This window comes from Nonomuraea montanisoli, assembly GCF_013363975.1.
In the GTDB taxonomy this organism is placed as follows: Bacteria; Actinomycetota; Actinomycetes; order Streptosporangiales; family Streptosporangiaceae; genus Nonomuraea; species Nonomuraea montanisoli.
The window spans coordinates 319,783-345,128 of sequence record NZ_JABWGN010000006.1; the positions used below are offsets into that span (position 1 = coordinate 319,783).

Genomic DNA, 25,346 nt, shown 5'->3' on the forward strand with positions numbered 1-25,346 from the left:
ATTACTGGCATATTCGATCATCCATAGCCTTAAGGGCATGACTGACTGGGTGGTTGGACTCATGGAGGACCTCGGGGCGCCGGGGGCCGGCATCGCGATCGCGCTGGAGAACCTGTTCCCGCCGCTGCCGAGCGAGGTGATCCTGCCGCTGGCGGGCTTCACGGCGAGCCGGGGCGAGATGGACCTGATCGACGCGCTGGTGTGGACGACGCTGGGCTCGGTGGTGGGCGCCCTCGCGCTGTACTGGGTCGGCGCCCTGCTCGGCCGGGACCGGGTGCTGGCGATCGCCGCGCGGATGCCGCTGGTCAAGCCCGCCGACGTCGAGAGGACCGAGGCGTGGTTCCTCAGGCACGGCCGCAAGACGGTGTTCTTCGGCCGGATGGTGCCGCTGTTCCGCAGCCTCATCTCCATCCCGGCGGGCGTCGAGCGGATGCCGCTCACGACGTTCCTGGCCCTGACGAGCGCCGGCAGCCTGACCTGGAACACCGTCTTCGTGATGGCCGGCTACCTGCTGGGCGAGCAGTGGGAGCTGGTGGAGACCTACGTCGGCGTCGGCACGAACGTGGTGATCGCGCTGGTCGTCGTCGCGGTGCTGGTCTTCGTCGGCGTGCGGCTGGCCGAGCGGCGCAAGGGGCGGCATGCGTCCCGTCGCTGAGGGAGCCCGGGTGGCCGGGGCGGTGGTGCTGGGGGCGGTCACGGCCCTGCTGGAGGCGGTGTTCCTGCTGCTGGCGCTGCCGTTCCTCGGCCATCCGAACGTCTCGGGCGCGGCGGTCCGCCTGGCCGGGCTGGAGGTGCGCCGGCTGCACCTCGACCCGGCCGCCCTGGACCTCATCACCGAGCCTGCCGGACCTGCCGGACCCGCCGGACCCGCCGGGCGCGCGGGTGAGGACCGGGCGCGGCTCGCCGGCGCGCGGGCGCTGCGGTTCCTGACGCTGCGGCTGCCGGTCGGGGTGCTGGGCGGCCTGGTGGTGACGCTGTTCGTGTACGGGGCCGCCATGGCGGTCGCCGCGCTGCGGGCGTGGCTGGGCGGCGAGCCGTTCGACGGCATGGTGCCCACGCCGCTGGTGGTGACCTACCTGGTGGTCGCCGGGATCGTGATGCTGTTCATCGACGTCTCCGGCATGATCGGCGTGTACGCGGTGGAGCGGCGCCTGGCCTGGGCGGTGCTCGCGCCCGACCGCACCGAGGCGCTGGAGCGCAGGATCGCCGAGCTGTCCGAGAGCCGGGCCGGGATCGTGGCGGCGGTCGACTCCGAGCGGCGCCGCATCGAGCGCGACCTGCACGACGGGCTCCAGCAGCGCCTGGTGGCCCTGTCGATGCTGATCGGACGTTCCCGGCGAGGCCGGCCGGAGCTGCTGGACCAGGCGCACGAGGAGGCGCAGCGCGCCCTGGCCGAGCTGCGTGAGGTGGCCTGGCGGGTGTACCCGAGCGGGCTGGACGCCCTGGGCCTCGACGACGCGCTGGCCGGGGTGGCCGAGCGGTCGAGCGTGCCGGTGGCCGTGGCCTGCGACCTGGACGAACGGCCGCCGATGGCGGTCGAGACGGCCGCGTACTTCGTGGTGTGCGAGGCCGTCACCAACGCCGCCAAGCACGCCGGCTCGGCGCGCATCGCCGTGGACGTCCGCCGCGACGGCGCGGCGCTGGTCGTGCGGGTGGAGGACGACGGCGCGGGCGGCGCCGACCCGGCCGGCAGCGGCCTGTCGGGGCTGGCGCGCCGGGTGGCGGCGCTGGACGGGACTTTCGAGGTGGCGAGCCCGCCGGGCGGGCCGACGACGATCGTGGCGGAGCTGCCGTGCGGGTGATTCTGGCCGAGGACTCGACCCTGCTGCGCGAGGGTCTCATCCGGCTGCTGGTGGAGGAGGGGCACGAGGTCGCGGCCGCCGTGGGCGACGGCGCGTCGCTGGTGGAGGCCGTGGCCGAGCACGCCCCTGACGTGGTGGTCGTGGACGTGCGCATGCCGCCCACCCACACCGACGAGGGGCTGCGCGCGGCGCTGGAGATCCGCCGCCGGTGGCCGGGGGTGCGCCTGCTCGTGCTGTCGCAGTACGTCGAGAAGAAGTACGCGGCCGAGCTGATGAGCGGCGACGTCGAGGGCGTCGGCTACCTGCTGAAGGACCGGGTGGCGCAGGTGGCCGACTTCCTGGACGCGCTGGAGCGGGTGGCGGCGGGGGGAGCGGCGTTCGACCCTGAGGTGGTGCGCCAGCTCCTGGCCCGCACCACGCAGGTGGACCCGCTGGCCCGGCTGACGGCCCGCGAGCGCGAGGTGCTGGAGCGGATGGCGCAGGGCCTGACCAACGCCTCGATCGCGCAGGAGCTGCACGTGTCGCAGAGCGCGGTGGAGAAGCACGTCAACGCGCTGTTCGACAAGCTGCGCCTCTCGCACGTCACCGGCTACAGCCGCCGGGTGCTGGCCGTGCTGCGCTTCCTGGAGTCCTGACCCGGGCGCCTCGCGGGCGGGTCCTCCGTGAAGCACGGCACCCTTGACAAAAAAATTTGTCGGTGAGACGGTGGGGGCACCTCGGAAACGGACCTAGGAGACACGGATGCGGAAGATCGTCGCGGGACTGTTCGTCTCGCTGGACGGCGTGGTGGAGTCGCCGGAGAAGTGGCACTTCCCGTACCTCAACGACGAGATGGCGCAGATCATCGGCGACCAGATGAAGGAGGCCGACGCCATGCTGCTCGGCCGCCGCACCTACGAGGAGTTCGCCGCCTACTGGCCGAACCCCGAGCCGCAGGCCGCCGACCTGGCCGGCTACATGAACGGCACCCCCAAGCACGTCGTCACCACCACCCTGCGCACGGCCGGGTGGCAGAACTCCACGATCGTGCGGGGCGACGTCCCGGCCGCGCTCAAGGAGCTCAAGGAGCGGCCGGGCAAGGACATCTCGATCACCGGCAGCCCCACGCTGGTGCGCTCGCTGCTGGCCGGCGGCCTGCTGGACGAGCTGCGCCTGCTCATCCACCCGATCGTGGTGGGCTGGGGCGCCAAGCTGTTCACCGACGGTGAGCAGGTGCCGCTGCGGCTCCTCGACAGCCGCACACTGGAGACCGGCGTCATCCACGCGACCTACGGAAGGGCCTGACCATGCCGACGACCACCAGCACCAAGACCGTCGCCGCCAAGCTCCTGGTCAAGCCGGGCACCGTCGTCTGGGTCTCCGACCCGGCCCACCGGAGCCTGGTCGAGCCGCTGCCCGAGGGCGCCCGTCACGCGGAGAGCCTCGGCGAGGCGGACGTCGCGGTGGTCTTCGCCGCCGACGCCGCCTCGGCCCGGCGGCTGCTGGACGAGCACCGCGACGCGCTGACCGGCCCGTCCGTGCTGTGGGTGGCCTACCCGAAGGGCAACCGGTCCGACGTCAACCGCGACACGCTGTGGCCGATCGTCGGCGAGTACGGCCTGCGGCCCAACGGGCAGGTGGCCGTGGACGAGGTCTGGTCGGCGCTGCGCTTCCGTCCGCTGAAGGAGGGCGAGGCGCCGTTCACGGGCGGCCGCTGAGCGCCCCGCCCGTGCGGCGGGACGCTCTGGTCGAAGGGCTCGGATCGAGGGGTTCGGGTCAGGGCGTGAGGGAGCGCAGGCGGGAGCGGATGGCCGTGGCGGTGGCCGAGCCGGCCTCCCAGCTTCCGTCCAGCGGGGTGATGGTGACGTTGCCGGCGGCCAGCAGCGTGCGGTCGGCGTCCGGCACCGGGTCGGGGCCGGGGTCGGCGATCGGGACGATGCGGTAGCACAGGGGGCACGCCTCGGGCGCGGGCGTGTAGCCGGCGCCGTACGGCAGCGAGGTGCCCAGGTGGGCGAGGCTGACCGTGCCGTTGGGCGTGACGGGGTAGTTGACGTTGAGCGCGGTGCGGGCCGGCAGCACGGGACCGCCGTTCGCGGTGGCCGCCAGCCGGTTCACCAGCCGTACGGTGAACGCGATCGACCGGGCGGCGCTGGGCACGGCGCTGCCGTCGCGGGCGACGCTGAGCGCGATGGCGGGGACGCCCGCGACGACGGCGGTGATGGCGGCGCCGACCGTGCCGGAGTAGGTGGCGGCGGCCGCGACGTTCTCGCCCGGGTTCGGGCCGGAGACAACCAGGTCGGGCAGGTCGCCGGCGAAGGGGACCCGGGTGCCGAAGGAGACGGCGTCGCTGGGGCTGCCGCCGACGGCCCAGCCGTGGTCCTGCTTGCCGGCCTCGATCGTGCCGCCGAACCTGGCGTTGATCTGGGTGCCGGAGGCGCTGGCGTCGGCGGCCGGGGCGACGACCGTGACCTCGTGCCCGGCGGCCTCCAGAGCCTCGCGGAGCTGGTGGAGGTAGGTCGAGGAGTAACCGTCGTCGTTGGTCAGCAGGATGCGCAGGGGCTCCCGGTGGAGCGCCTGCGCCGGGGCGGTGCCCGTGGCCAGGAACGAGAGAAGGAGGAGGGGGACGAGGGCGAGGCGTTTGAACACGTGGATCTCCTTGCCGAGCACCGGTGCCGACACGTGGCGGAGCTCGCCTACGTGACGGCTTGGACGGTATGTGCGCCCCGCCCCGCCGGACTACCTGCAAACCCCCTCAACCAACCCCAGATGAACCCCAGGTGAACCCCGAGTGAACGCCGTCGGTCGCTGCTCAGCCGACGGCGCGGTCGACGGCCGCCACGTACGCGTAGAAGGCCTTCGTGCGGTTCGCGGGGTTCTCGACCCAGGCGCGCTCCAGCCTGCCGTCCTTGAAGAACCGCTCCCGCTGGCCCCGGCTGATCTCCAGTTGCACCCCCATGCCCCTGCGGTTCCTGTTCGCGATGTTGCCAGGGCTGTCACCGCCGATCTCCTCGGGGACGGACGCCGAGACCGCGAACCCGGCGGCGCGCAGCTCGGCCTTGACCTTCCTGATCAGCGCCGTGTCCCGCCCGCCGACGTAGGTGGTGGCGTCGGAGCCCGACGCCGCGTGCCAGGAGACGGTGCGGTCGACCCCCGCCACCACCTTCAGCGCCCGGGGCTCGTCGAAGTGCGTGGCGGTGATGTGCAGGGCGCTGTTGCCCGTGGCCTTGATGCCTTCGAACGCGTAATAGGCGTCCCTGCGGCCCGCGGCCTGGTCGGCGAGCTGCGACGTGGGCGCCTCGATGGCGCCGCCGTGGATGGCGATGTGCGCCACCTTCGCCCCGCGGGGGACGCGCAGGACGCGCCGGTAGTCCTTGCCCTCGACCTCGTGGGCGGAGAGCTCGGCATAGTCGGCGTAGACGTCGCGCGCCTCCGCGGGCGCCGCCGGCCGCGCGGACTCGGCGAGCGCGGCGGGGGCGAGGCTCATCACGAGCGCGTTCGCGACGGCGATGGACAGGATTCTCTTCACGTGGCACCTTCCGACGATCTTTCCGACGGCCATCATGCCGCGTACGGGCTCGGCCACGACAGGGAGGCCCTCGCGCGGCGGCCCGGCCCCCTCCTCGACGGCGTGGCCTGCCTTCTCGGCGGCCCGTCCTCCCTCCTCGGCGGCGTGGCCGAACGCCTAGGCTGTGGCCCGTGATCAGCACGCGTGAGCTCAACCGGGCGACCCTGGCCCGCCAGCTGCTGCTCCGGCGGCACGCCATGCCCGCCCTGGAGGCCGTGGAGCACCTCGTCGGCCTGCAGGCCCAGGCCCCCTTCCCCCCGTACTTCGGCCTGTGGTCGCGCCTGGACGGCTTCACCCCGGACGAGCTGGCCCGGCCGCTGCTGGAGCGTGAGGCGGTGCGCATGGTGCTCATGCGCGGCACCGTCCACCTCGTCACCGCCGCCGACGCCCTGACCCTGCGCCCGCTCACGCAGCCGCTCCTCGACCGCCACCTGAACCTCGCCCACGGCCGTTCCCTCCAGGGCGTGGACGCCGACCGGTTGGCCAAGACCATCCGCCAGGCCCTGGCGGAGCGGCCCCTGACGTCGGCGGAGCTGGGCGCGCACCTGGCCGAGCGCTTCCCCGCCGCCGCGCCGGACGATCTCGCGGTGGCCGTGCGCTGCGTGGTGCCGCTCGTCCAGGTGCCGCCCCGCGCCGTGTGGGGCAAGGCTGGGCGGACCGCGTACGCGGCGATGGAGGACTGGCTGGGACGGCCGCCGCACCCCGAGCCGTCGCCCGAGCGGCTGGTGCTGCGCTACCTGGCCGCCTTCGGGCCCGCCACGGTCGCCGACGCCCAGGCGTGGTCCGGCCTGACCGGGCTGCGGGAGATCGTCGAGCGGCTGCGTCCCCGGCTCGTCGTCCTCCGCGACGAGCAGGGACGGGAGCTGTTCGACCTGCCGGACGCGCCGCGTCCCGGCGCCGACGTGCCCGCGCCCGTGCGGCTGGTCGCGCCGTTCGACAACGTGCTGCTCGGCCACGCCGACCGCACCCGGATCATCTCCGACGAGCACCGCAGGACGGTCATCACGATCAACGGGCAGGTGCTGGGCACGGTGCTGGCCGACGGGTTCGTGCGCGGGGTCTGGAAGCGCGAGGGGCCGGTGGTCACGGTCGAGCCGTTCGCGCCGCTGACGCCGGGGCAGGTGGAGGAGGTCAGGGCCGAGGCGCTGGCGCTGCTCGCCTTCGCCGAACCGGCCAAGGCGGACCGGCACGAGGTCAGGGGGATCGGCTCATGAGCGTCGCGACAGGCGGGCACCGGACGAGCGGGAGCCGGGCCGGGAGACAGGGGGTGAGCGGGGCCCGGATGGGGGCGGCGGTGCTGGTCGCCGCGCCGCCCGAACGGGTCTTCGCCGTGCTCACCGACTGGCCGCGCCACCACGAGTGGATGCTCCTCACCACCGCCCGGCGCAGCGGGCCCGACCAGGTGGAGGCGTTCACCGGGGTGGGACCGCTGGGGTTCCTCGACACGATGACGATCACCCGCTGGGAACCGCCGGGGCTCGTGCGGGTCCGCCACACCGGGCGGCTGGTGCGCGGCGAGGGCGTCTTCCGGATCCGGCCGTACGGGGGCGGCAGCCGGGTGATCTGGGCCGAGGACCTGGACCTGCCGCTGGGGGCGCTCGGGCGGCTGCTGTGGCCGCTGGCCAGGCCGTTCGCCGACGCGATGGCGCGGCTGTCGCTGCGCCGCCTGGCCCGCCTCGTGGAGTGACCCACGCCGTCCGTCAGGCCGACCTCTCGCGCGGTCCCGCGTCACGGCCGCCGGGCTCGCGGGGCACCAGGGTCGGGTTGACGTTGCCGAGGACGGTCTCGCGGGTCACCACGACCCGGGCCACGTCCTCGCGTCCCGGCACCTCGTACATGACGTTGAGCAGCACCTCCTCGACGATCGCGCGCACGCCGCGGGCGCCGGTGCGGCGCAGCAGCGCCTGCTCGGCGATCGCCTCGACCGCGCCGCGGGTGAAGTCGAGCTCCACGCCGTCCATCTCCAGCAGCCTGCGGTACTGCCCGAGCAGCGCGTTGCGGGGCTCGGTCAGCACGCGCACCAGCGCCTCGCGGTCCAGGCGCTCCAGCGTCGCGGTCACCGGCAGGCGGCCGACGAGCTCGGGGATGAGCCCGTAGGCGATCAGGTCGGACGGCATGACCCCGGTCAGGGAGCCGGCGCCGGGCCCGGAGCGGGCGCGCGGGACGGCGCCGAAGCCCGCGCCGCCGTGGCCCGTCCTGGCCTCCACGACGCGTTCCAGCCCGTCGAAGGCCCCGCCGCAGATGAACAGCACGCCGGTCGTGTCGATCCGGACGTGGTCCTGGTCGGGGCGCCTGCCCCCGCCCGGCGAGGGGACGCTCACCGTCGTGCCCTCGATGATCTTCAGCAGGGCCTGCTGGACGCCCTCGCCGGAGACGTCTCGGGTGATCGACGGGTTGCCGCCCCTGCGGGCGATCTTGTCGATCTCGTCGATGTAGACGATGCCGGTCTCGGCCCTGGCGACGTCGTGGCCGGCCGCCTGGATGAGCTTGGCCAGGATGGTCTCGACGTCCTCGCCGACGTAGCCGGCCTCGGTGAGGGTGGTGGCGTCGGCCACGGCGAACGGGACGCCGAGCACCCGGGCCAGGGTCTGCGCCAGGTACGTCTTGCCGGAGCCGGTGGGGCCGATCATGAGGATGTTGGACTTGCCCAGCTCCACCTCGCCCAGCCGGCCGTGCCGGACGCGCTTGTAGTGGTTGTGGACGGCCACGGCGAGGGCGGTCTTGGCGGCGTCCTGGCCGACGACGTACTGGTCGAGGAAGGCGTGGAGGTCGCGGGGCGCGGGCGGCGGCTCCTCCCGGGCGGCCGTCTCCGCGGCCTCCGCGCGGGCCTCCTCGCCCAGGAGTTCGGTGCACCGCGCGACGCAGCCGTCGCAGATGCAGATCTGCGCCGGGCCGGCGATGAGCTTCCTGACCTCGGCCTGGCTCCTGCCGCAGAACCTGCACTTCAGCCCGGGCGCCATCCGCACCGCCTCCTCGCGCCTCGCTCTTCCAAGATCAGATGATGCCATCATCTGAATGGCGACGGTATCTTGGTCGCGGACAGGGCGCAAACGCGCGCGACGGGAGGACGATGGCCCGGCTCAGCAGGGCGGAGCTGCAACGACTCAACCGCGCGAAGGTGCTCGAGGCGGCGCGGGGGGAGTTCGCGGAGCGGGGCTTCGGCGGCGCCACGATCGACGGCATCGCCGCACGGGCGGGGCTGACGCGGGGAGCCGTGTACTCGAACTTCCCCGGCAAGCGGGCCCTGTACTTCACGGTCCTGGCCGAGCTGTCCAGCCCCGCCGAACCCGTTCCCGGGGAGGCCGCCCGGGCGCGCACGGCGCGGGAGGCGCTCGGGGCGTTCGCGCGGGCCTGGGTGACGCGGCTGCCGCTGGTGAGCGGCGGCCGCGGCGACCCGGGTGACCCGGCCGGCGAGGGGCGCCTGCCGGTGGACCTCATGCCGGAGGTTCTCGCCGACGAGCGGCTGCGGGCGGTGGTGTCGGGGCTGCGCCGGCTCGACGCGCTGCTGCTCGGGCTGGCCCTGGAGCGCATGGACGCCCTGGAACGCGGCGATCTCCTGGAGGGGGACGCCGGGGCCGGGGGTCTGCCCCCAGGGCTCGCCGGGGCCGGGGCCGGGGTGGCGGGAGGCGGGCGCCGGGTGCGGGTGGCCGAGGCGGCGCTGATGACGCTGAGAGGCGCGAGCGAGCTGGCCGTCGCCGCGCCCGGCTTCGTGGAGCCGTTCGACCTGGTCGCGGTGTGCGACGAACTGGCTGGGCTGGACCTGGACGACCGGTGGACCCCGCCGCCGCACGTCCCGCCCGTCCAGCCGGCCGACGCCCCCTGGCCGGCCGACGCCCCCTGGCGGGATGCTCCCTGGCCGGGCTTCGCGCCCGGTGGCGCCATCGCGCCCGGTGGCGCCATCGCGCCCGGTGGCGCCATCGCGCCCGGTGGCGCCATCGCGCCCGGTGGCGCCATCGCGCCCGGTGGCGACCTCGCGGTGGAGGGAGGGGCGGGCTCGGCGCGGGTCGGCTCGGCGCGGGCCGGTGACCTCGCGGCGACGGCTGTGACGGCGGAGGACGGCGTGGTGGCGGTGCTCGGGCCGCTTGAGGCCGCCGCCGCCGAGGAGGCCGTACGGGCCGCGCCGCCCGGCGTGCCGGTGACCGTGGCCCTGGTCAGCGATGATCCGGCGGAGTCCGCGCCGCTGACGCGGCTCGTGCTCGCCGACGTGACCCGCTGCCTGCGCGAGGCGTTCCCGCCCGGCGCGTGGCCCCGGCTGCGCGTGACGTACGACGCCACGGGCGCGCTGGCCGCGGCGGCCGGAGTGCCCGCGGTGACGGACGGGACGGTGGCGGCGGTGCGGGTGCGGGACGGCCGGATCGTCGCCCGCGCCGACGGCCCCGGCGCCTGCCACGCGATCGCCACCGGCGTCCGCCTCGCCGCCGTGTAGCCGTTCCCCAAGGCTCCGGGGTTCCGCGGGTCCTCGGTTCCCCGGGCTCCGCGGGCTCCGCGGGCTCCGCGGGCTCCGCGGGCTCCGCGGTTCCGCGCGTCCTCGGTCCGCCTGATATGATCTGTTCCATCACTTGAGCCTTCTCGGCCCGGACCACGTCCGCCGAGGAGGCTTTTTTCATGTCCGGGGCCACCGCGCCCCCACTGCGGGCGTCCCCCGGCCGAAGCCGTGAACCGGCCCGCCTTCCCGCGATCGCGCACCAAAGGAGATCCATGCTCGACAGCACCACCGTGTCCGCCGCCTCCGCGGGCACCTGGAAACTCGGCGACCTGACCGTCAACCGAGTCGGGTTCGGCGCGATGCGCCTCACGGGCAGCGCCCCGTTCGACATGGGCGCGCCGAGCGACCGCGAACGATCCGTCCGTGTGCTCCGGCGCGCCGTCGACCTGGGCGTCAACCACATCGACACCGCCGCGTTCTACTTCTCGTCGCTGCGCTCGGCCAACGAGCTCATCAACCGGGCCCTGGCGCCGTACCCGGACGGCCTCGTCATCGTCACCAAGGTCTGGCCGGGCCGGAACCCCTCGGGCGAATGGTGGTGGGCCACGCCCGAGCAACTGCGCGGCCAGGTCGAGGAGAACCTGCGCCAGCTCGGCCGCGACCACCTGGACGTCGTGAACCTGCGCGTCCCCCCGAGCCGGCGGACCGGCTCGATCGCCGAGCACTTCGGCGCCCTGGCCGGCCTGCGCGACGCCGGTCTCATCCGCCACCTGGGCGTCTCCAACGTCACGCCCGGGCAACTGGCCGAGGCCCGGTCCATCGCCCCGGTGGTCTGCGTGCAGAACCCCTACGGCATCGGGGCGCCCGCGGCCGACCAGGAGTTCGTCCGGGCGTGCGGGGAGCAGGGCGTCGCCTTCGTGCCGTTCTTCGCGATCGCCGGCGCCGGGCGCGAGGCGGGCGCGACCGGAACCGACAGCGACACGGTGCTCGCCGTCGCGCGGGCGCACGGCGCGACCCCCGCCCAGATCCGGCTGGCGTGGACCCTGCGGCAGGGGGCCCATGTGCTGGCCATCCCGGGAACGAGCGACCCCGAGCACCTGGCCGCCAACGTGGCCGCGGGCGCTCTGCGGCTCTCGGACGCCGAACTGGCGCTCCTGTCGGGCGACCACTGACCTGGGGCGGGCGCCGGGGCTCGCGTGCATGGTCCGGCTTGCGGTCGCCCGCCCGCCGGTACGATCGCCGGATGCTCACTCTTCCGGCGGCGGAATCGGGGCGGCGGACCGGGCGGCGCATGGCCTGGCTCGACGGGCTGCGCGGCGTCGCCGCGATGGTGGTGGTCCTCGAGCACGCCCTGCGGCCGCTGCTGCCGGAGGCGCACGACCCGGTCAAGGCGGCCTTCGACCCCGGCTGGTACGGGGTGATGGTGTTCTTCCTGGTCAGCGGCTACATCGTGCCCGCGTCGCTGGAGCGGCGCGGCAGCGTGCGGGACTTCTGGATCTCACGGTTCTTCCGCCTGTATCCGCTGTTCGCCGTGGGCGTGGCCGGCATGGCGCTGCTCACGGCGGTGGGCTGGGACGACGCCCACGTCTGGTGGAGCTCCCGGCCGGTCTCCATGGCCCTCGGCCACCTGACGATGCTGCAGAACCTGCTGTACGTCCCCAACGTGGTCAACGTGCTGTGGACCCTCTCCTACGAGATGGCCTTCTACCTGCTGCTGACCGCGATGTTCACCCTCGGCGCGCACCGGGCGAGCCTCACCGGCGCGCTCGGCTTCGCCGCGGTGGCCGTGCTGGGCGGTGGCGCCCTGCCGGTCGCGCTGCTGTCGGCCGGCGGGGCGGGGCGGATGCTGACGTCCGTGCTGGTCGTGACGGCGGTGCTGGCGGCGTCCCTGGCCGCGGTGCTCAGGGGCTCGGCCGGGATACGACGCGCGGGCGCGGTCTTCCTCGGGGCGACCGTGCTGGTGCTGCTGCTGGTCAACCAGAGCTATCCCGGCCCGTGGCAGGGGCTGCTGATCCTGGCCACCATGTTCGCGGGCACCGCGCTGTACCGGGCCGAGCGGGGCGAGATCACCTGGGGCCGGGCCGGCTGGGTGGCGCTGGTGCCGCTGGCCGGTCTCTGGCTGGGGCGCGACGAGCCCGCCCTGCAGACGGCCACGGCCGCCGCCTGGATCACCTTCGCCGCCGGGATGGCGCTGCGGCACCGCAGGGTGCCGGCGGCGCTGGCCTGGCTCGGGCTGGTCAGCTACTCCGTCTACCTGCTGCACCCGCTGCTGCTGGAGAGCGTCGAGTGGTTCTGGCCCGAGCCGGCCACCGTCCCGCTGGGCCCGCGGCTGGCCGTCCTGGCGGGCGTGGTGGCGCTGCTCCTCGGGCTGAGCGCCCTGACCTGGCGGCTGGTCGAGGCTCCGGCCCAGCGGCTCGGCAGGCGCCTCGCCGCCGGCGCCCGCCGGCCGCCGCAGGGCCTCCCCGAGGAGCCCCCGGCCTCGGGAAAGGGCTCGTAGCCTGTCACGGGGCGGGGCCGTCTCACGCCTGGCGCGTCGGCAGGACCACGAGCTGGCGGAGGTTGACGTGGCGCGGGCGGCTGGTGGTGTAGGCGATCAGGTCGGCCACGTCCTCCGCCGCCAGCGCGCCGATCGCGGACAGCATCCCGTCGAGCTGGCCGCTCAGCTCGGCGTTGTCGATGTGGTCGGCCAGCTCGGTGGAGGTCAGGCCCGGCTCGATGTTGGTGACGCGCACGTCCTGGCCGCCCAGCTCGGTGCGCAGCGTCGCCGACAGGTGCGTCAGCGCCGCCTTGGTCGCCCCGTACACCGCGTAGTTCGGGAAACTCACGTGGGCGCCGATGGAGGAGACGTTGACCAGGTCGGCGGTCCGGCCCTCGGCCGCCGCGGCGACGAGGTCGGGGACGAAGGCGCGGATGACGCGCAGCGCCCCGCTCAAGTTCGTGTCGATCATGCGGGCCCACTCGTCCTCGCGACCCTCGGTGATCGGGTTGGGCAGCATGACGCCCGCGGAGTTCACCACCAGGTCGACCGGCCCGAACGCCTCGTGGATCCGGGCCGCGGCGGCGGCGACGCTGCCGGAGTCGGTGACGTCGGCGGTCACCGCCAGCGCCCGGCCGCCCTCGGCGGTGATCTTGGCGGCCAGCTCGTCGAGCCGCTCCGCCCGCCGGGCCAGCAGGGCCACGCGGGCGCCGTGGGCGGCCAGGAGACGGGCGGTGGCCTCGCCCATGCCGCTGGCGGCCCCGGTGACGACGGCGGTGCGGGTGGAGAGAGTGTCGTAGCTCATGGTGGTTTGCTCCTGTTCGCAAGGTTTCGCGTCCGCCGGGCCTCGTGGCCGGCCGACGTGACGATCCTGCGGCGTCCGAGCCGTCGTACCCAGGGTGAGGCTCATCATGGGTCTGGCAGTACCAGGCTGGACGCTCAGGAGTTTGCCTAGGCTGTGCCCCATGAGTAGTGATCTGGGCGATTTCCTGCGTTCGCGACGGGCGCGCATCCAGCCGCAGGAGCTCGGCCTGCAGCCGTACGGGCGCCGCCGCGTGCCCGGCCTGCGCCGCGAGGAGGTCGCGCAGCTCGCGGGGGTGAGCGTCGACTACTACATCCGCCTGGAGCAGGGCCGCGGGCAGAGCGTGTCGGACGCGGTGCTCGACGCCGTCGCCCGGGTGCTGCGGCTGGACGAGGTGGAGCAGGCGCACCTGCGCGACCTGGCCCGCCCGGAACGGCAGGAACCACCCCAGGAGGCCCGCACCCGGGCGGCCGGGCAGCGGGTCCGGCCGGGGACGCGGCTGGTCGTGGAATCGGTGAGCGGGCCGGCGTTCCTGCTGGGCCGCTGCATGGACGTGCTGGCCTGGAACGCCCTGGGCGACGCCGTGATGGGCTTCTCCGAGCGCCGGTCCCGCTTCGGTGAACGCGGGCTCAACCAGGCGCGCGACGCCTTCCTCAACCCCGCCGCGCGCGAGTTCTACCTGGACTGGCCCGCGGTGGCCGCCGACACGGTGGCCTTCCTGCGGCTGGACGCCGGCCGGCGGCCGCGCGACAAGCGGCTGGCGGCGCTGGTCGGCGAGCTGTCGCTGGCCAGCGACGACTTCCGCCGCCTGTGGGCCGACCACCAGGTGAAGGAGAAGACGTTCGGCGTCAAGCGGATGCTGCACCCGGTCGTGGGCCGGCTCGACCTGGGCTTCGAGGGGCTGACGCTGCCCGGCGACCCGGACCAGATGCTGGTCGTCTACACGGCCGCGCCCGGCACGGAGGCCGCGGAGAAGCTCGCGGTCCTGGCGAGCTGGTCGGCCGCCCCCTCCCTCCCGGCGTCGTGATCACGGCCGGGTACGGTGTCCCGGCGAACCCTCCGGAGGGCGGCATCGTGAAGGGCGGAAGCGTGTGCGGGGACACTGTGGTGGCGGGCGGTGACGGCGTCTGGCCGGGCGGCGGTGAGTCGGACCGCGTTGGCTTGGACCGTGCCGGGTCGGGCGGCGGTGAGGTCGTGGGTACGGGCGTCGACGGCGGGCTCGTGAAGGCGGCGGCGTGAGCGGGCACCGGTTGTGGCCGAGCGAGCCCGACGAGCGGATCATCGCGTACCCGGTGCGGTCGCGACGGCCCACGGCGGCCGTCGTGGTGCTGCCGGGCGGCGGGTACATGCGCCTGGCCGAGCACGAGAACGAGCCCGTGGCGCGGTGGCTGAACACGCTGGGCGTGGCCGCGTTCGTGCTGCGCTACCGGGTCGCGCCGCACCGCCATCCGCTGCCGCTGCTGGACGCGGCGCGGGCGGTGCGCTGGGTGCGGGCCCACGCGGCGGACCACGGGGTGGACCCGCGGCGGGTCGGGGTGCTGGGCTTCTCGGCCGGCGGGCACCTGGCGGGGCTGGTGGCGACCGAGACGGGACCGGCGCTCGCGGAGGGCCCGCACGACGAGGTGGACGCTCATGAGGGGCGCCCGGACCTGGCGGTGCTGTGCTATCCGGTCGTCACCCTGACCGGGCCCGCGGCCCACGCCGGGTCGGTGGAGCACCTGCTCGGCCCCGGGCAGGAGGCCGGGGATCCCGCCGAGCTGTCGATCGAGCGGCGGGTGGGGCCGCACACGCCGCCGGTGTTCGTGTGGCACACCGCCGACGACGCCTCGGTGCCGGTGGACAACGCCCTGCTCCTGACGAGCGCGCTGGCCCGCCACGGGGTGCCGGTGGAGGCGCACGTGTACCCGACCGGGACGCACGGGCTGGGGCTCGCGGAGAAAGACCCGGTGGTCGGCGACTGGACCAGCCGGTGCGCCGTCTTCCTGCGGTCGCGCGGCTTCACCGACTGAGGTCCGCGCCGATCCGGCCGGACGGTCGATGAGGCCGCGAACCGGCCGGGGTCTCTTCCTGCCGGTTCGCGGCGATCAGTTGACCGACGGGGAGGAGGATGTCTCCCCGCCGGTCTGCGGTGGTCAGTGGGCCGGCGGGCAGGGGTGTCTCCTCGTCGGCCGGGGCGATCAGTGGATCGGCGGGGAAGGGATGTCTCCCCGCCGGTCTGCGGTGGTCAGCGGGCCCACGGGCAGGGATGTCTGCCCGCCGGCCTGTGACGATCAGCGGGCCGACGAGGAGGGATGCCTCCCCGTCGGCCCGCAGTGATCAGCGTGCGGCCGGTGGCGGCGCCTGGTAGCGGAGCACCACGCCGCCTTCGCCGTTCTCGTCCGCCGGGGACGCACTCTCGTCCGCCGGGGACGGGCCGTCGTCGCATCGCTGGAAGCCGGCCTTCTCCAGCACCCGGATCGACGGCGGGTTGGACGGCTCCACGGTGGCGTGGACACTCTTGACGCCCGGCGCGGCGTACGCGAACTCGGTCAGGGCCTGGACGGCCTCGGTGGCGTAGCCGCGTCCCCGCCGGGACTCCACGATCCCGTACCCGAGCTCCAGCTCGCCGTCGGACGGCGGCCAGAACAGGCCGATGGACCCGACCACCAGCCCGCCGTCACGCTCGACGACCTGACGGTGACCGTAGGGGCCGAGCCAAGCGGGACGCTCGGCGAACAGCCCGGCGATCACGTGGTCGCCCTCGGAGGGGAAGTCGGCGGCCCAGTGGGCGAGCCGGTCTCCGCTCACGACGGCCTCGACCTCCGCGACGGTCCAGGGCCGCAGGATCAGGCGGGAGGTGGTCAGGTCGGGAATCGGCTCGGCGGCGGGTGCGGGGGACTCCCCGGAGGACGCCGCGGGCTGGGAAGAGGACTGCGTGGAAGAAGACATGGTGACACTCCTGGTCGTGATCGAACGACCGGTCCGCGTCCTAGACGCGCGGAACCGGGATGAGGGCATGCCGATGACGGCCTGTGGCAGCCATATTCATCAACCTCCTCGTCCCGAAGTGCACGCGTACCTCGCGCCGGAGCGACCCTAACAGCCTCCCGACGATCACGGCAAACCGCCGCCGGGTGATGTGGCCGCCGGTGACGCGCGGGTCAAAGGCCACGTAAAGCTACGGACCGTAGTCACATCGTCACTCATATGATCCTTACGTGGCCGACCCGGTGAATCACGAGCAGGACACTGACCGACCTCCGTCCGCGTCGCGGCGGGTGACGCCCGTGCCGCCGTTCCCGGTGTACGAGCCGGAGCCGCCGCGCGGCGTGGACCGGGTCACGGTCGCGACGCTGGCGGTCACGGCCGTGTCCGTCGCGCTGGGGGCCTGGCTGGGGTTGTATCCGCCGGGGGCGGGCGCGCCGGAAGCGCAGGCCAGGGGGTCCGGTGCGGCCACGCTCGCGTCGCCCGCCGTACCGGCGCCCTCGACGGGTGGCGACGCGGGCCTTGAGGGGGCGGACAGCCGGGCGGGCACGCCCGGGGCGCGGGCCCGCGCCGAAGCCCGGCGGCATGCTCGCGCGCACGGCCCGGCTCGTGGCCGGGGGCGGCGCGACGCCCGCGGTGACGCCCGCGCCGCCAGAGGAGACGATCGCCGGGGGCCCGGAGCCGATGGCCGTCGTGGAGGCGCCCGGGCCGGCAGGAGTGACGTTCGTGGAGGCGCCCGAGCCGAGGACGGCGACGCTCGCGGGGGCGCGGCGCGTGAGGACATCCGTCCCCGGAACGGGCATCCGGCCGCCCAGGAGGTCGCGCGGGACGGCGGGCGTGGTCGGAGCTCCCTCGCCGCGCGGGCGGTGACGCCGTCTCCCCGGCGGCAGCCGTCGCCCGATCCCCGGACGGGCACGCAAGGGGAGGCAGGGGCGTCCCGGAGTCAGGGGAGTGCGACCGCACCCTGGGCCCAGGGAGTGACGACCGTGCCGCGGGAGCGTGGGAACGTGACCATGCCTCGGAATGAAGGGGAAGCGCTTCCGGGGCGGGCGCGGGACGTCGCGCTCCGCGACCCGGGGAAGGGCGGCGAGCATCGCGCGAAGGGCGGCGAGCGCCAAACGAAGGGCCGCGAGCGCCGACAGGAGGGCGGCGAGCACCGGCAGGAGGGCGGCGAGCGTCAGGGGAAGGGGCGCGAGCGTCGCGTCCGGCGTGACGACGGCGGGGCGGCCCATCGCTCCAGGGCGCGGAAGGGCGGCCGCGGTCAGGCGGCCGTGCCGTCGTCCCCGCCCTCCGGCGCGTCCGCGCGGCCGGGGGACGTCAGGGAACTGGCGCGGCGCTGGTGCGACGACAACATGAACTGGGACGGCGTGCTGTGGCGATCCTGTCACGCGTATATCGAGCGGCGGACGACAATGTGATCACCTCTCGTCATTGTACGACTACGCAGCGTGAAGAATGATGTCGGGGGGTGTCCGGCGACACGCCGGGCGGCAAGGCGAGAATGACGCCCGATATCCGCCCGGCGATTATCCGGGGAAAAGCGCCGCCAATGTGACCTGAGAGGGCATGGTCGTCGCCCTCTCGATCGGCTGATAACGCGGAACGCCCTGCCCCTCCTTGCCTCCGTGAAATCCTCGGGCCGCCCGGCCTCGCATTGCCGCTTCGCGGAAAGAGTCCGTTTGATCGGGAGAGCGGATCCCGATATATCCACTCATGTGCCCAGGTCGGCGGCATGGGGGGCGCCATCACCCGGAAGGGTCATCGTTTCCCGCAGAAGAGCAAGCTTTCTTTCGGGTGAATCCACCGGGAAAGAAGAAAGGAATTCGCGTCGGACCCGTATAACGCCGTCCGCTGTTATCCGCATTTCCAGGACAATGGCCGATCCGGGCTCGTGGCGCGGGGCGAGGCGGGATGCCACACTCGGGCCAGGGAAAAGCTGAACGCCGGGAGGGCAGCGTTATGGCCACATCCACGTCACCGTCCACCACGTCATCCGCTTCGCCCGCGCGAGGCGTCGGCGCCGCCGTCACGGCCGCGCACGCTCGCGGCAGGTTCGCCGCGCGCAGGAGCCGGGGGCGCGCCCCGTCCGGGACTCGGCGGCGGAGGGAGCGTGTGCCGGGGGAGCAGGCGGTGTCGTGGACGGTGGTGTTCGTCGGCGTGCTCGTCACCTATGTGACGTTCGTGGTGATGCTTCTGCCCCAGGGCTACAACCTGTGGGTCGTGCTCGGCGCGGCCACCACGACCTGCGTCGTGGCCGGGCAGGTGACGCGGGCCGTGCGACTGGCGCTGGCCGGGGAGCAGGCAGCTGGGGCGGGGACGCACCGCTCGCTGCTGGGGCGGGCGGTGGCCGCCTGGATCCGCGAGGCCGTGGCCGAGGAGCAGCCGGAGCCCGGCGGCCGGGCGGACGCTCGGGAGCCCGGCGATCCGGGGCGGGGCGATCCCGGGCGTGGTGGCCGGGCGGGAGGCGCGGTGCGAGAGCCGGACCCTGCCGGCTAGGGAGTCGTCGTCACCGTTCTCCCGGTTAGGGTCGCTTCTCCCGGGGTCGTGGGCTGGCTGAGGAGTCGGGGGCGCAAATTTTGCAACGTACTCCAAATTTGATTTGGACTTCATGCTTGAGGTCCGTTACGCTCCGGTGGCATGGCAGAGGGGCTGCGGGAACGCAAGAAACGGCAGACGCGGCAGCGCATCTCCGAGGTCGCGACCGGGCTGTTCGTGGAGCGCGGGTTCGACCACGTGACGATCGCCGAGGTCGCCGAGGCGGCAGAGGTGTCGGTCAACACCGTCTACAACTACTTCGCCTCCAAGGAGGACCTGGTCCTGCCACCGGAGGAGGCGTCCCCGCAGCGGCTGGCCGACATGGTGCGGGCCCGTCCTGCGGGACAGCCGGCCGTACGAGCCGTGCTGGAGCACCTGCGTGACGAGGTGCGCCGGCGCGAGCGGCGGCTGGGGCTGACCGAGGGGTTCGGCCGGGTGCTGGAGATGATGCGGGCCACGCCCACGCTGATGGCGCGCCTGGAGACCCTCGGCCAGGAGATGATCGACGTGCTGGCCGTGTGCCTGGCCGAGGAGACGGGGGCCGCGCCGGACGATCCGCTGCCGCGCGTGGTGGCCTGGCATGCCGGCTGCCTGCACGCGCTGGTGCTGACCGAGATCGCCCGGCGCACCGCCGCCGGGCAGGACACCGGCGAGATCGCCGGGGAAGTGTTGAGGCTGCTCGACGCGGCCGAGGACGTGCTGGGCGAGCGGGTGCTCGGCTATGCGGTACGAGAGGGGCAGACGTGTTCCGAGTGACGATCTCCGGCGCGTTCGACGGGCTGGACGAGGCGGGCCGGGCCGCGGTGCGGGCGGTGGGCGGGGCGGCGTTCACCGAGGCCGGCACCTTCACCTTCGACGACAGCGTGTCGGCGTTCACGTTCCGCTGTCAGGTGCCGGCCGGCCCGCAGGACGGCGAGGCCGAGGCGACGCGCGGCGCGATGGCGGCGCTGGACGCGCACGGCCACGCCTACCGGGTGCTGCGCACGGCGGTGACCGACATGCGTGACATCAAGATCCGTCGTCGGGGTCGCCCGGCCTGAGGGGTCGGTACGCGAGCCCGTCGCGTCCCGGGGGTGGCGGGCAGGCAGGTTCGTCATCCCAGTCGGGAGAGGTGACGGTGCCCGCCAGCCAGTCCCGGCGCAGGATCGCGTAGCCGACCGCGTCGCGGCGGGTGCCGTCGAGGGCCGGCCACGCCTCCCGGTAATGGGCCTCCTTGACGAACCCGCTCCTGCGCAGGACGACCCGCATGGCGAGGTTGTCCTGGCGGGTGGTGGCCTCGATCCGCGTCACGCCGGGCAACTCGGTGAACAGGTGGCCGGTCAGCCAGGCGACCGACGCCGTGCCGAGCCCCCGGCCCCGCCAGGCGGCCCGTACGCGCAGATCGAACAGGGGAGTGTCGTCGGCGAGGTCCTGCAGCCGGACCAGTCCGGCGCGCTCGCCGTCGGCGAGCACCCAGAAGGTCCGCGTCTCCTCGTCGTCGTAGCCACCCTCGGCCGCGCGCCGCCTGACGGCCTCGCGGTCCTGTGTCCCGGCGTGGTACGGCCAGTCCTCGCCCGCCAGGAAGTCGGCGAGCGCGTCCGCGTCGCCGGCGGCGATCCTGGCGAACTCGATGCGCATCCGTCGAGGATGGTCATCGGCTCGCGTTCGGGTCAACGGCTTTTCGCCCCTCGGGGTACCTGCCGAGGACGATGCCGGCCGCCTACAGGGGCGCCGGCACGTGCACGGCGGGGACGGCCTCAGCCGGTGATCTCAGCCCGCGGCGAGGAAGTCGCGGATCTTCGCGGCGACGCGGGGATAGTCGGGGCCGAACCAGATCATGTGACTGTCGGCCCGGCTGTCGACCAGTTCGGCGTTCGGCATCGCCGCGACCAGAGCCTCGGCGTGGGCGAAGGGGACCGACCGGTCATGGCGGGTGGCGATGACCAGCGCGGGCCGGCTGACCTGCGCGGCGCAGTCCGGTACGGGGAGCATGTCGGCGACGAAGCCGTGGCCCGAGCGCATCACGGTGAACAGCCCGGCCAGCGCGGCCCGCTCGGCGCTCGACAGGCCCGCCAGGACCTTCCGCGCGGGCAGGACCGACAGGTCGCGCAGCAGCAGGCGCAGCCCCAGGCCCGGTGCGCGCCGGACCAGGGACCGAAGGATCGCCCAGGTGCCGGCCTCCGCCCGAGGGCCGAACACCGCCCGGCCACCCAGCCGGGTCCGCCGGTCGGGCCAGGGCAGGAACCCGACCGCGCTCTGCAGGATGACGCGCTCCACCAGGTGCGGATGGCGGGCGGCCATGGTCAGGGCGGTGCGCCCGCCGGCCGAGATGCCCACGACCGCGGCGAGACGCTCGATGCCCAAGAACCGGCACAGCTCGGAGGCGACGTCGGCGAAGCCCGCCGCCGTGGTGCCCGTGGTCGGCGGCGTACGCCCGTAACCGGGCCGCGAGAGCGCCAGCACCCTGAACCCGGCGTCGGCGTAGACCTCCTCGCCCAGCGCCAGCCCCGCCCGCATGTGCCCGCCGTGGAACACCAGGACCGTCCCGGGGCCCTCGCCCTCCAGCCGGTACTCCACCGCGCCCGCGGGCAGACGGGCGACGTCGGTGGCACGCTCGGTGAAGGCCGCGCGGGAAGGGGACATCGTGGTACCTCCTTGTGTGAGGCACCGGAAGCGGTGACCAGCGAACGCCTCCGGCCGCGATCAACAGACGATCTTGCCGACCAGACTTCCCGGCGCACCGCGCTCACCATAACAGCGGCGGTATCGGGGCGACAGACGGGCCCGGCAGGGCGCCGCGCCGCCGTACCACCGCACGACACCGCGCGGGAGGTCGGCCGTCCGGATGCGCGTGACCGGAGGAACGGGACGGCGGCGCTGTGATCCCGGTCGTGGGGCTGGTGGCGGAAGGTGCGGTGGCCGCGGTGGAGGCGATCGGGCGTCAGGGGGCCAGGCGGACGCCTCGGCGCCACACCCCGGCGATGGCGCGGGTGGCGGTGACGTCGGCAGTCGGGTCGCCGTCGACGAGCAGCAGGTCGGCGCGCAGGCCCGGCGCGACCCGGCCGCGGTCGGCAAGGCCGAAGCGGTGCGCGGGCAGGGCGGTGGCGGCGCGCAGCGCCTCCTCCGCAGTGAGGCCCGCCTCGGTGAGCAGCAGCAGCTCGCGGTGCAGGGACGCGCCGTGCAGAGGGGCGAACGGGTTGGCGTCGGTGCCGGCGAGCAGCGTCACACCGGCGCCGTGCAGGACGCGTACCGCGTGGGCGGCGTTGATCACTCCCTGGGAGTGGACGGGCACCACGCCCGGGTCGCTGCGCACGAGGCCCGGCTGCGCGTCCGTCTCACCGCCCGCCGGCGACAGGCGCGCGGCCATGCGGGGGTCCGCCGGCAGCTCGGCCCCGCTCTCGTCGCCGGTGACCGCCTCGATGTAGGCCAGGGTGGTGACCACGAACACGTCGTGAGCGGCGATCCTGGCCGCCACGTCCTCGCCGCGCGGGTCGTCCGGCGGCAGGTCGCAGTAGACGTGGGCCACCCCGTCGACGCCCGCGTCCAGGGCCACGGCGGTGTGGGCGGCGGTGGCCACGTGTGCGATGGCGAGCAGCCCGGCGGCGTGGGCGCCCTCCACGAGCGCGGCGACGGTCGCCGGCGAGAGCGTCGGCAGGTCCAGCCCGGCGGCGTGGCCCTCGTCGATCACGATCTTCAGGTAGTCGGCGCCCTCCGCCAGGCGGGCCTCGACGAACGCCTTGGCGTCGTCCGGGCCGCTCAAGGTCGGGAACGGCCCGGTCGCGTCGCCGAAGCCGGCCGTCGCCGCGCCCTCGGCGGCCATGATCTGGCTCGGGTGCCCGCCGGGGGCGGTGGCCAGCACGCCGGAGCTGCGCAGGTCGGCGACGTCGTCGCGCTCGGCGGCCGTCCTGCGCTGGCGGGCCAGGTTGCCCGGCAGGCAGAACATGTCCAGCTCGGTGGTCACGCCGAAGGCGAGCGCCTGGGCGAGGCTGCCGTCGAAGGTGTGGGTGTGGGCGTCGATGAGGCCCGGCATCAGGGTCTTCCCGGTGCCGTCGATCACCACGTCGGCGGGAGACGCGGCTTCGGGGGCGGGAGTGGAGGCGGCGGGGGTGACGGCGACGATGTGGTCGCCGTCGATGAGCACGTCGGCGGCGGGCAGGCAGTGCTCCCCGTCGAAGACGCGAGTGGCGCGGATGAGCGTGCGCATGGTCGTCCCTTCATCTGATTCGATGTCGGATAGTATGACCTCTAACTATCTTGGGTCAAACCTCTCCCGGTGACGTACGATATGGAGGGCCGCCCCGTTTACGTCACGCGCCGGAGACGACATTGCCCGACGACGACCGCGCCGCCGCGCCGCCCGCCCGGCCCCGGCGGGCCGACGCCCGCCGGAACCACGACCGCATCGTGGCCGCGGCGACCACGGCCATCGCCGAGCACGGCGCCGAGGCGTCCCTGGAGGAGATCGCCCGGCGCGCCGGCGTCGGCTCGGCGACCCTGCACCGCCACTTCCCCTCCCGGCAGCGCCTGCTGGAGGCCGTCTTCCGCGGCAAGGTCGAGGCCCTGTGCGCCCGCGCCCGCGAGCTGGCCGCCGACCACGATCCCGGGCCGGCCCTGGTCGCCTGGCTGCGCGCCGTCGCCGCGCACGTGGCGACCAACCGCGGCCTGGCCACCTCGCTCCTGCAGGGAGCCCAGGACGGCGCCGTGGGCGAGGGGTGCCACGCCATGATCGTGGACGCGGGCCAGGAACTGCTGGACGGCGCCCACCGGGCCGGCGCCGTTCGGGACGGCGTGGCGATCGTGGACCTGCTCACCCTCGTCAACGCCATCTGCCTGGCCACCGAGCACGAGCCCGACGGGGCGGCCCAGGCCGAGCGGCTGCTGGACCTCGTCCTCGACGGCGTCCGCCCCTCCTCGCACTGACGCTCGTCAGGCACGACGCATTGACGCCCGTCAGGTACGACGCATTGACGCCCGTCAGGTACGTCGAGGAGCGCGACCTCAGTGTGACGCCGCCTGCGGTGTCCGCGCGGCGCCCGAGGAGCGGGCCGCCACGGCCGCCGCGAACGCGGAGATCACCGGGTGCGGACGGCTGCCGTCGCCGGCCAGCTCCGGCTGGAACAGCGTGCCCAGGTAGAACGGGTGCCCGGGCAGCTCGGCGACCCGGACCGTGCCGTCGTCCCCGGCGTGCCCGGAGAAGACCAGCCCGTGCTCGGTCAGGATCCGCTCGTAGTGCTCGTTGAGGCCGTAGGAGCAGTTGTAGGCCTCGACGGTCTCCGGGGTGCCCATGATCTGCTCGATCAGCGAGCCGGGCGCCAGCCGCACCATCGCCTCGTGTCCGGCCAGTGAGCAGCGCAGCGGCATCAGCAGGAAGTCCCGGCCGTCGTCGGCTTCCGGCGTGTTCTCGGCGTGGGCCACGTTCAGCCCGCACACGTTGCGGGCGTACTCCAGCAGCATGTGCTGGAAACCGCCGCAGGTGCCCAGGTACGGGATGCCGTGCTCGCGCGCGGTCCGCGCCGCCTCGACGGCTCCGCTCTCGCTGAGGTACGGGCTGCCGGGCACGACCCAGATGCCGTCGAAGGCGTCCAGGTCGCGGGCGTCGGTGGTGGGGATCCAGTAGGCGTCGAGCGCGACGCCGTCGCGTTCGCGCAGCGCCTCCAGCAGGAGCGGGACGCGGGTGTGGGCGCGCACGCCGGGGGAGCGGTCGCCGACCACGGCGATTCTCAAGCTCGTCATGCCTTCATCGTGGCCTGCCGGCCCGCACAAGCGCCAACGATGATGTCTGCACCTGGTATAAGCAACACTGATGGACCCGCACCTGCTCCGCACCTTCGTCGCCGTGGCCGAGGCCGGCTCGTTCTCGGCCGCCGCCGAACGCCTCGGCTACACCCAGTCGGCCGTCTCCCAGCAGATCGCCGCCCTGGAGACCGACCTGGGTCTCCCGTTGCTGCGCCGCCGTCCGGTCGAGCCGACCGAGGCGGGCGCCCGGCTGCTGGAGCACGCCGGCCCGCTGCTGCTGCGCCTGCGCGCCGCCCGCGCCGACGTGCTGCGCACCGCCGCGCTGCCCGCCCACCGGCTGACCCTTGCCGCCGCTCCCCTCGCCCTCAACCCGGCGCTGGCCGCACGGCTCGCGCGGGGACGTGCCGAGCAGCCGCGCCTACGTGTACGGCTGCGCACGACGGGCCGCGACCTCGTGGCGGCGCAGGTCGCGGCGGGCGAGGCCGACCTGGGGCTGACGGACGGCATCACCGCCCCCAGCGACCCGCTGCGCCTGCCCGACTCGGGCCCCATGACCAGGATCGGGGTGTCGGAGGAGGAACTGGTGGTGGCGCTGCCGCCCGGCCACCCGCTGGCGGGCCGGACGGGGCTGCGGCTGGCCGACCTGGTCGACGCCCGCTGGCTGGCCACGCCGCTGTGCCCGCTGGAGCGGCTGCGCGACCTGGTGGGCGACGGCTTCCGCGCCGGGCTGGACTACCAGGGCGAGGACGTGCACACCGTGCGCAACCTGGTGGCCGCCGGGCACGGCCTGACCCTGCTGCCCGCCTCGGCGGGTCCTGGCGTGCCGCTGGCGGCTCCCAGGCTGGTGCACCGGGTGGAGCTGGTGCACCCGTCGCTGCCGCCGGGCCCGGCCGCCCGCCTGGCCGCGGCCCTGTCCCCGTCCTCGTGACCGGGCGCCTCGACAGGCCCGGCGGTGACAGGCCCGGCGGTGACAGGCCCGGCGGTGACAGGCCTGGCGGTGATCGGCCTGGCGGGGGCGGGTGGCTGGTCTGGTGGATGGCCGGTCTGGTGGGTAGCCGGTCTGGCCGAGTCGGATGGCCGGT

Annotated in this window: 29 protein-coding genes; 20 read left to right on the forward strand and 9 right to left on the reverse strand. The window is 74.4% G+C overall.

Features of this window, described 5'->3' with window-relative positions:
• Positions 1-37: 37 nt before the first annotated feature.
• From HTZ77_RS17065 to HTZ77_RS17085, 5 genes are all read left to right on the forward strand, one after another.
• On the forward strand, positions 38-655 hold the full coding sequence (locus HTZ77_RS17065; RefSeq protein ID WP_175590573.1) for a DedA family protein: 618 nt from the start codon (positions 38-40) through the stop codon (positions 653-655).
• Complete coding sequence (locus HTZ77_RS17070; protein WP_175590574.1) at positions 639-1,802, forward strand: sensor histidine kinase; 1,164 nt, start codon at positions 639-641, stop codon at positions 1,800-1,802. The genes HTZ77_RS17065 and HTZ77_RS17070 overlap by 17 nt, the downstream gene beginning before the upstream one ends.
• Positions 1,793-2,437, forward strand: coding sequence for a response regulator (locus HTZ77_RS17075; RefSeq protein ID WP_175590575.1), 645 nt, complete (start codon positions 1,793-1,795; stop codon positions 2,435-2,437). Before HTZ77_RS17070 ends, HTZ77_RS17075 begins: the two co-directional genes overlap by 10 nt.
• 106 nt (positions 2,438-2,543) lie before the next feature.
• The gene (locus tag HTZ77_RS17080; protein WP_175590576.1) at positions 2,544-3,086 is read left to right on the forward strand and encodes a dihydrofolate reductase family protein; all 543 of its coding nucleotides are present in this window, start codon (positions 2,544-2,546) and stop codon (positions 3,084-3,086) included.
• Between the two features lie 2 nt (positions 3,087-3,088).
• Complete coding sequence (locus HTZ77_RS17085; RefSeq protein WP_175590577.1) at positions 3,089-3,499, forward strand: hypothetical protein; 411 nt, start codon at positions 3,089-3,091, stop codon at positions 3,497-3,499.
• 58 nt (positions 3,500-3,557) lie between these two features.
• Here HTZ77_RS17085 and surE read toward each other — a convergent pair whose 3' ends face one another.
• Together surE and HTZ77_RS17095 are read right to left on the reverse strand one after the other, a co-directional pair.
• The gene (surE, locus tag HTZ77_RS48230; RefSeq protein WP_175590578.1) at positions 3,558-4,427 is read right to left on the reverse strand and encodes a 5'/3'-nucleotidase SurE; all 870 of its coding nucleotides are present in this window, start codon (positions 4,425-4,427) and stop codon (positions 3,558-3,560) included.
• 163 nt (positions 4,428-4,590) lie between these two features.
• Positions 4,591-5,307, reverse strand: coding sequence for a poly-gamma-glutamate hydrolase family protein (locus HTZ77_RS17095; protein WP_175590579.1), 717 nt, complete (start codon positions 5,305-5,307; stop codon positions 4,591-4,593).
• Here HTZ77_RS17095 and HTZ77_RS17100 point away from each other — a divergent pair, their 5' ends adjacent.
• From HTZ77_RS17100 to HTZ77_RS17110, 3 genes are read left to right on the forward strand one after another with little or no spacing between them, the layout of a single operon-like run.
• Positions 5,308-5,481 (forward strand): hypothetical protein, encoded by a 174-nt coding sequence (locus tag HTZ77_RS17100; RefSeq protein WP_175590580.1) that lies wholly within the window; start codon positions 5,308-5,310, stop codon positions 5,479-5,481.
• Positions 5,478-6,560 carry a winged helix DNA-binding domain-containing protein gene (locus tag HTZ77_RS17105; protein ID WP_328808628.1) on the forward strand — a complete coding sequence of 361 codons (1,083 nt, stop codon included), beginning with the start codon at positions 5,478-5,480 and terminating at the stop codon, positions 6,558-6,560. The genes HTZ77_RS17100 and HTZ77_RS17105 overlap by 4 nt, the downstream gene beginning before the upstream one ends.
• Positions 6,557-7,033, forward strand: coding sequence for an SRPBCC family protein (locus HTZ77_RS17110; protein ID WP_235994769.1), 477 nt, complete (start codon positions 6,557-6,559; stop codon positions 7,031-7,033). The genes HTZ77_RS17105 and HTZ77_RS17110 overlap by 4 nt, the downstream gene beginning before the upstream one ends.
• 13 nt (positions 7,034-7,046) lie before the next feature.
• On the opposite strand, the gene clpX is transcribed toward HTZ77_RS17110, so the two are convergent.
• Positions 7,047-8,306, reverse strand: coding sequence for an ATP-dependent Clp protease ATP-binding subunit ClpX (gene clpX, locus HTZ77_RS17115; protein ID WP_175590581.1), 1,260 nt, complete (start codon positions 8,304-8,306; stop codon positions 7,047-7,049).
• A gap of 110 nt (positions 8,307-8,416) precedes the next feature.
• Here clpX and HTZ77_RS46235 point away from each other — a divergent pair, with 110 nt between their 5' ends.
• The 3 genes from HTZ77_RS46235 (at position 8,417) to HTZ77_RS17130 (ending at position 12,269) form a co-directional block, all read left to right on the forward strand.
• Positions 8,417-9,772 carry a TetR/AcrR family transcriptional regulator gene (locus HTZ77_RS46235; protein WP_235994770.1) on the forward strand — a complete coding sequence of 452 codons (1,356 nt, stop codon included), beginning with the start codon at positions 8,417-8,419 and terminating at the stop codon, positions 9,770-9,772.
• Positions 9,773-10,044: 272 nt separating this feature from the next.
• Positions 10,045-10,944: an oxidoreductase gene (locus tag HTZ77_RS17125; RefSeq protein ID WP_175590582.1), complete on the forward strand. Its 900-nt coding sequence runs from the start codon at positions 10,045-10,047 to the stop codon at positions 10,942-10,944.
• Positions 10,945-11,015: 71 nt separating this feature from the next.
• Positions 11,016-12,269, forward strand: coding sequence for an acyltransferase family protein (locus HTZ77_RS17130; protein ID WP_175590583.1), 1,254 nt, complete (start codon positions 11,016-11,018; stop codon positions 12,267-12,269).
• A 22-nt stretch (positions 12,270-12,291) separates the two neighbouring features.
• Here the strand turns inward: HTZ77_RS17130 and HTZ77_RS17135 are convergent, their stop codons facing one another.
• Positions 12,292-13,053 carry an SDR family oxidoreductase gene (locus HTZ77_RS17135; RefSeq protein ID WP_175590584.1) on the reverse strand — a complete coding sequence of 254 codons (762 nt, stop codon included), beginning with the start codon at positions 13,051-13,053 and terminating at the stop codon, positions 12,292-12,294.
• A 160-nt stretch (positions 13,054-13,213) separates the two neighbouring features.
• Between HTZ77_RS17135 and HTZ77_RS17140 the strand changes: the two genes are divergently transcribed.
• Both HTZ77_RS17140 and HTZ77_RS17145 read left to right on the forward strand, forming a co-directional pair.
• A complete protein-coding gene (locus tag HTZ77_RS17140; protein ID WP_175590585.1) occupies positions 13,214-14,077 on the forward strand; it encodes a helix-turn-helix transcriptional regulator in 864 nt (287 codons plus the stop codon).
• A 208-nt stretch (positions 14,078-14,285) separates the two neighbouring features.
• Positions 14,286-15,059 (forward strand): alpha/beta hydrolase, encoded by a 774-nt coding sequence (locus tag HTZ77_RS17145; protein WP_175590586.1) that lies wholly within the window; start codon positions 14,286-14,288, stop codon positions 15,057-15,059.
• A gap of 307 nt (positions 15,060-15,366) precedes the next feature.
• Here the strand turns inward: HTZ77_RS17145 and HTZ77_RS17150 are convergent, their stop codons facing one another.
• Entirely contained in the window at positions 15,367-15,978 is a 612-nt protein-coding gene (locus HTZ77_RS17150) for a GNAT family N-acetyltransferase (RefSeq protein ID WP_175590587.1), read from the reverse strand.
• A 621-nt stretch (positions 15,979-16,599) separates the two neighbouring features.
• Here HTZ77_RS17150 and HTZ77_RS17155 point away from each other — a divergent pair.
• The 5 genes from HTZ77_RS17155 to HTZ77_RS17175 all read left to right on the forward strand — a co-directional run bounded on the left by HTZ77_RS17155 (position 16,600) and on the right by HTZ77_RS17175 (position 19,589).
• The gene (locus HTZ77_RS17155; protein ID WP_175590588.1) at positions 16,600-16,884 is read left to right on the forward strand and encodes a hypothetical protein; all 285 of its coding nucleotides are present in this window, start codon (positions 16,600-16,602) and stop codon (positions 16,882-16,884) included.
• 137 nt (positions 16,885-17,021) lie between these two features.
• Positions 17,022-17,432 (forward strand): hypothetical protein, encoded by a 411-nt coding sequence (locus HTZ77_RS17160; RefSeq protein ID WP_175590589.1) that lies wholly within the window; start codon positions 17,022-17,024, stop codon positions 17,430-17,432.
• A 694-nt stretch (positions 17,433-18,126) separates the two neighbouring features.
• Positions 18,127-18,510, forward strand: a complete 384-nt coding sequence (locus tag HTZ77_RS17165; RefSeq protein WP_175590590.1) for a hypothetical protein — start codon at positions 18,127-18,129, stop codon at positions 18,508-18,510.
• Between the two features lie 141 nt (positions 18,511-18,651).
• Complete coding sequence (locus HTZ77_RS17170) at positions 18,652-19,305, forward strand: TetR/AcrR family transcriptional regulator (protein WP_175590591.1); 654 nt, start codon at positions 18,652-18,654, stop codon at positions 19,303-19,305.
• A complete protein-coding gene (locus HTZ77_RS17175; protein ID WP_175590592.1) occupies positions 19,293-19,589 on the forward strand; it encodes a DUF6204 family protein in 297 nt (98 codons plus the stop codon). Before HTZ77_RS17170 ends, HTZ77_RS17175 begins: the two co-directional genes overlap by 13 nt.
• On the opposite strand, the gene HTZ77_RS17180 is transcribed toward HTZ77_RS17175, so the two are convergent.
• The 3 genes from HTZ77_RS17180 to HTZ77_RS17190 all read right to left on the reverse strand — a co-directional run bounded on the left by HTZ77_RS17180 (position 19,558) and on the right by HTZ77_RS17190 (position 22,732).
• Positions 19,558-20,166: a GNAT family N-acetyltransferase gene (locus tag HTZ77_RS17180; protein ID WP_175590593.1), complete on the reverse strand. Its 609-nt coding sequence runs from the start codon at positions 20,164-20,166 to the stop codon at positions 19,558-19,560. The two genes, HTZ77_RS17175 and HTZ77_RS17180, sit on opposite strands and share 32 nt — an antisense overlap.
• Positions 20,167-20,298: 132 nt before the next feature.
• Complete coding sequence (locus HTZ77_RS17185) at positions 20,299-21,171, reverse strand: alpha/beta fold hydrolase (RefSeq protein ID WP_175590594.1); 873 nt, start codon at positions 21,169-21,171, stop codon at positions 20,299-20,301.
• A gap of 298 nt (positions 21,172-21,469) precedes the next feature.
• Positions 21,470-22,732 (reverse strand): amidohydrolase family protein, encoded by a 1,263-nt coding sequence (locus tag HTZ77_RS17190; RefSeq protein WP_175590595.1) that lies wholly within the window; start codon positions 22,730-22,732, stop codon positions 21,470-21,472.
• A 122-nt stretch (positions 22,733-22,854) separates the two neighbouring features.
• Here HTZ77_RS17190 and HTZ77_RS17195 point away from each other — a divergent pair, with 122 nt between their 5' ends.
• A complete protein-coding gene (locus HTZ77_RS17195; RefSeq protein WP_175590596.1) occupies positions 22,855-23,448 on the forward strand; it encodes a TetR/AcrR family transcriptional regulator in 594 nt (197 codons plus the stop codon).
• A gap of 78 nt (positions 23,449-23,526) precedes the next feature.
• On the opposite strand, the gene HTZ77_RS17200 is transcribed toward HTZ77_RS17195, so the two are convergent.
• A complete protein-coding gene (locus tag HTZ77_RS17200) occupies positions 23,527-24,261 on the reverse strand; it encodes a CTP synthase C-terminal region-related (seleno)protein (protein WP_175590597.1) in 735 nt (244 codons plus the stop codon).
• Positions 24,262-24,331: 70 nt separating this feature from the next.
• Here HTZ77_RS17200 and HTZ77_RS17205 point away from each other — a divergent pair, with 70 nt between their 5' ends.
• The gene (locus tag HTZ77_RS17205) at positions 24,332-25,192 is read left to right on the forward strand and encodes a LysR family transcriptional regulator (protein WP_175590598.1); all 861 of its coding nucleotides are present in this window, start codon (positions 24,332-24,334) and stop codon (positions 25,190-25,192) included.
• Positions 25,193-25,346 lie beyond the last annotated feature (154 nt).

What these genes read in the sequence shown, in the direction of transcription:
- HTZ77_RS17140 (WP_175590585.1), top strand. Translation starts at nt 13,214, where the DNA reads ATGAGTAGTGATCTGGGCGATTTCCTGCGTTCGCGACGGGCGCGCATC.
- HTZ77_RS17150 (WP_175590587.1), bottom strand. Translation starts at nt 15,978, where the DNA reads ATGTCTTCTTCCACGCAGTCCTCTTCCCAGCCCGCGGCGTCCTCCGGG.
- HTZ77_RS17125 (WP_175590582.1), top strand. Translation starts at nt 10,045, where the DNA reads ATGCTCGACAGCACCACCGTGTCCGCCGCCTCCGCGGGCACCTGGAAA.
- HTZ77_RS17200 (WP_175590597.1), bottom strand. Translation starts at nt 24,261, where the DNA reads ATGACGAGCTTGAGAATCGCCGTGGTCGGCGACCGCTCCCCCGGCGTG.
- HTZ77_RS17155 (WP_175590588.1), top strand. Translation starts at nt 16,600, where the DNA reads ATGCTCGCGCGCACGGCCCGGCTCGTGGCCGGGGGCGGCGCGACGCCC.
- HTZ77_RS17190 (WP_175590595.1), bottom strand. Translation starts at nt 22,732, where the DNA reads ATGCGCACGCTCATCCGCGCCACTCGCGTCTTCGACGGGGAGCACTGC.
- HTZ77_RS17205 (WP_175590598.1), top strand. Translation starts at nt 24,332, where the DNA reads ATGGACCCGCACCTGCTCCGCACCTTCGTCGCCGTGGCCGAGGCCGGC.
- HTZ77_RS17085 (WP_175590577.1), top strand. Translation starts at nt 3,089, where the DNA reads ATGCCGACGACCACCAGCACCAAGACCGTCGCCGCCAAGCTCCTGGTC.
- HTZ77_RS17065 (WP_175590573.1), top strand. Translation starts at nt 38, where the DNA reads ATGACTGACTGGGTGGTTGGACTCATGGAGGACCTCGGGGCGCCGGGG.
- HTZ77_RS17135 (WP_175590584.1), bottom strand. Translation starts at nt 13,053, where the DNA reads ATGAGCTACGACACTCTCTCCACCCGCACCGCCGTCGTCACCGGGGCC.
- HTZ77_RS17185 (WP_175590594.1), bottom strand. Translation starts at nt 21,171, where the DNA reads ATGTCCCCTTCCCGCGCGGCCTTCACCGAGCGTGCCACCGACGTCGCC.
- HTZ77_RS17110 (WP_235994769.1), top strand. Translation starts at nt 6,557, where the DNA reads ATGAGCGTCGCGACAGGCGGGCACCGGACGAGCGGGAGCCGGGCCGGG.
- HTZ77_RS17130 (WP_175590583.1), top strand. Translation starts at nt 11,016, where the DNA reads ATGCTCACTCTTCCGGCGGCGGAATCGGGGCGGCGGACCGGGCGGCGC.
- HTZ77_RS17170 (WP_175590591.1), top strand. Translation starts at nt 18,652, where the DNA reads ATGGCAGAGGGGCTGCGGGAACGCAAGAAACGGCAGACGCGGCAGCGC.
- HTZ77_RS17180 (WP_175590593.1), bottom strand. Translation starts at nt 20,166, where the DNA reads ATGCGCATCGAGTTCGCCAGGATCGCCGCCGGCGACGCGGACGCGCTC.
- HTZ77_RS17080 (WP_175590576.1), top strand. Translation starts at nt 2,544, where the DNA reads ATGCGGAAGATCGTCGCGGGACTGTTCGTCTCGCTGGACGGCGTGGTG.
- HTZ77_RS46235 (WP_235994770.1), top strand. Translation starts at nt 8,417, where the DNA reads ATGGCCCGGCTCAGCAGGGCGGAGCTGCAACGACTCAACCGCGCGAAG.
- HTZ77_RS17070 (WP_175590574.1), top strand. Translation starts at nt 639, where the DNA reads ATGCGTCCCGTCGCTGAGGGAGCCCGGGTGGCCGGGGCGGTGGTGCTG.
- clpX (WP_175590581.1), bottom strand. Translation starts at nt 8,306, where the DNA reads ATGGCGCCCGGGCTGAAGTGCAGGTTCTGCGGCAGGAGCCAGGCCGAG.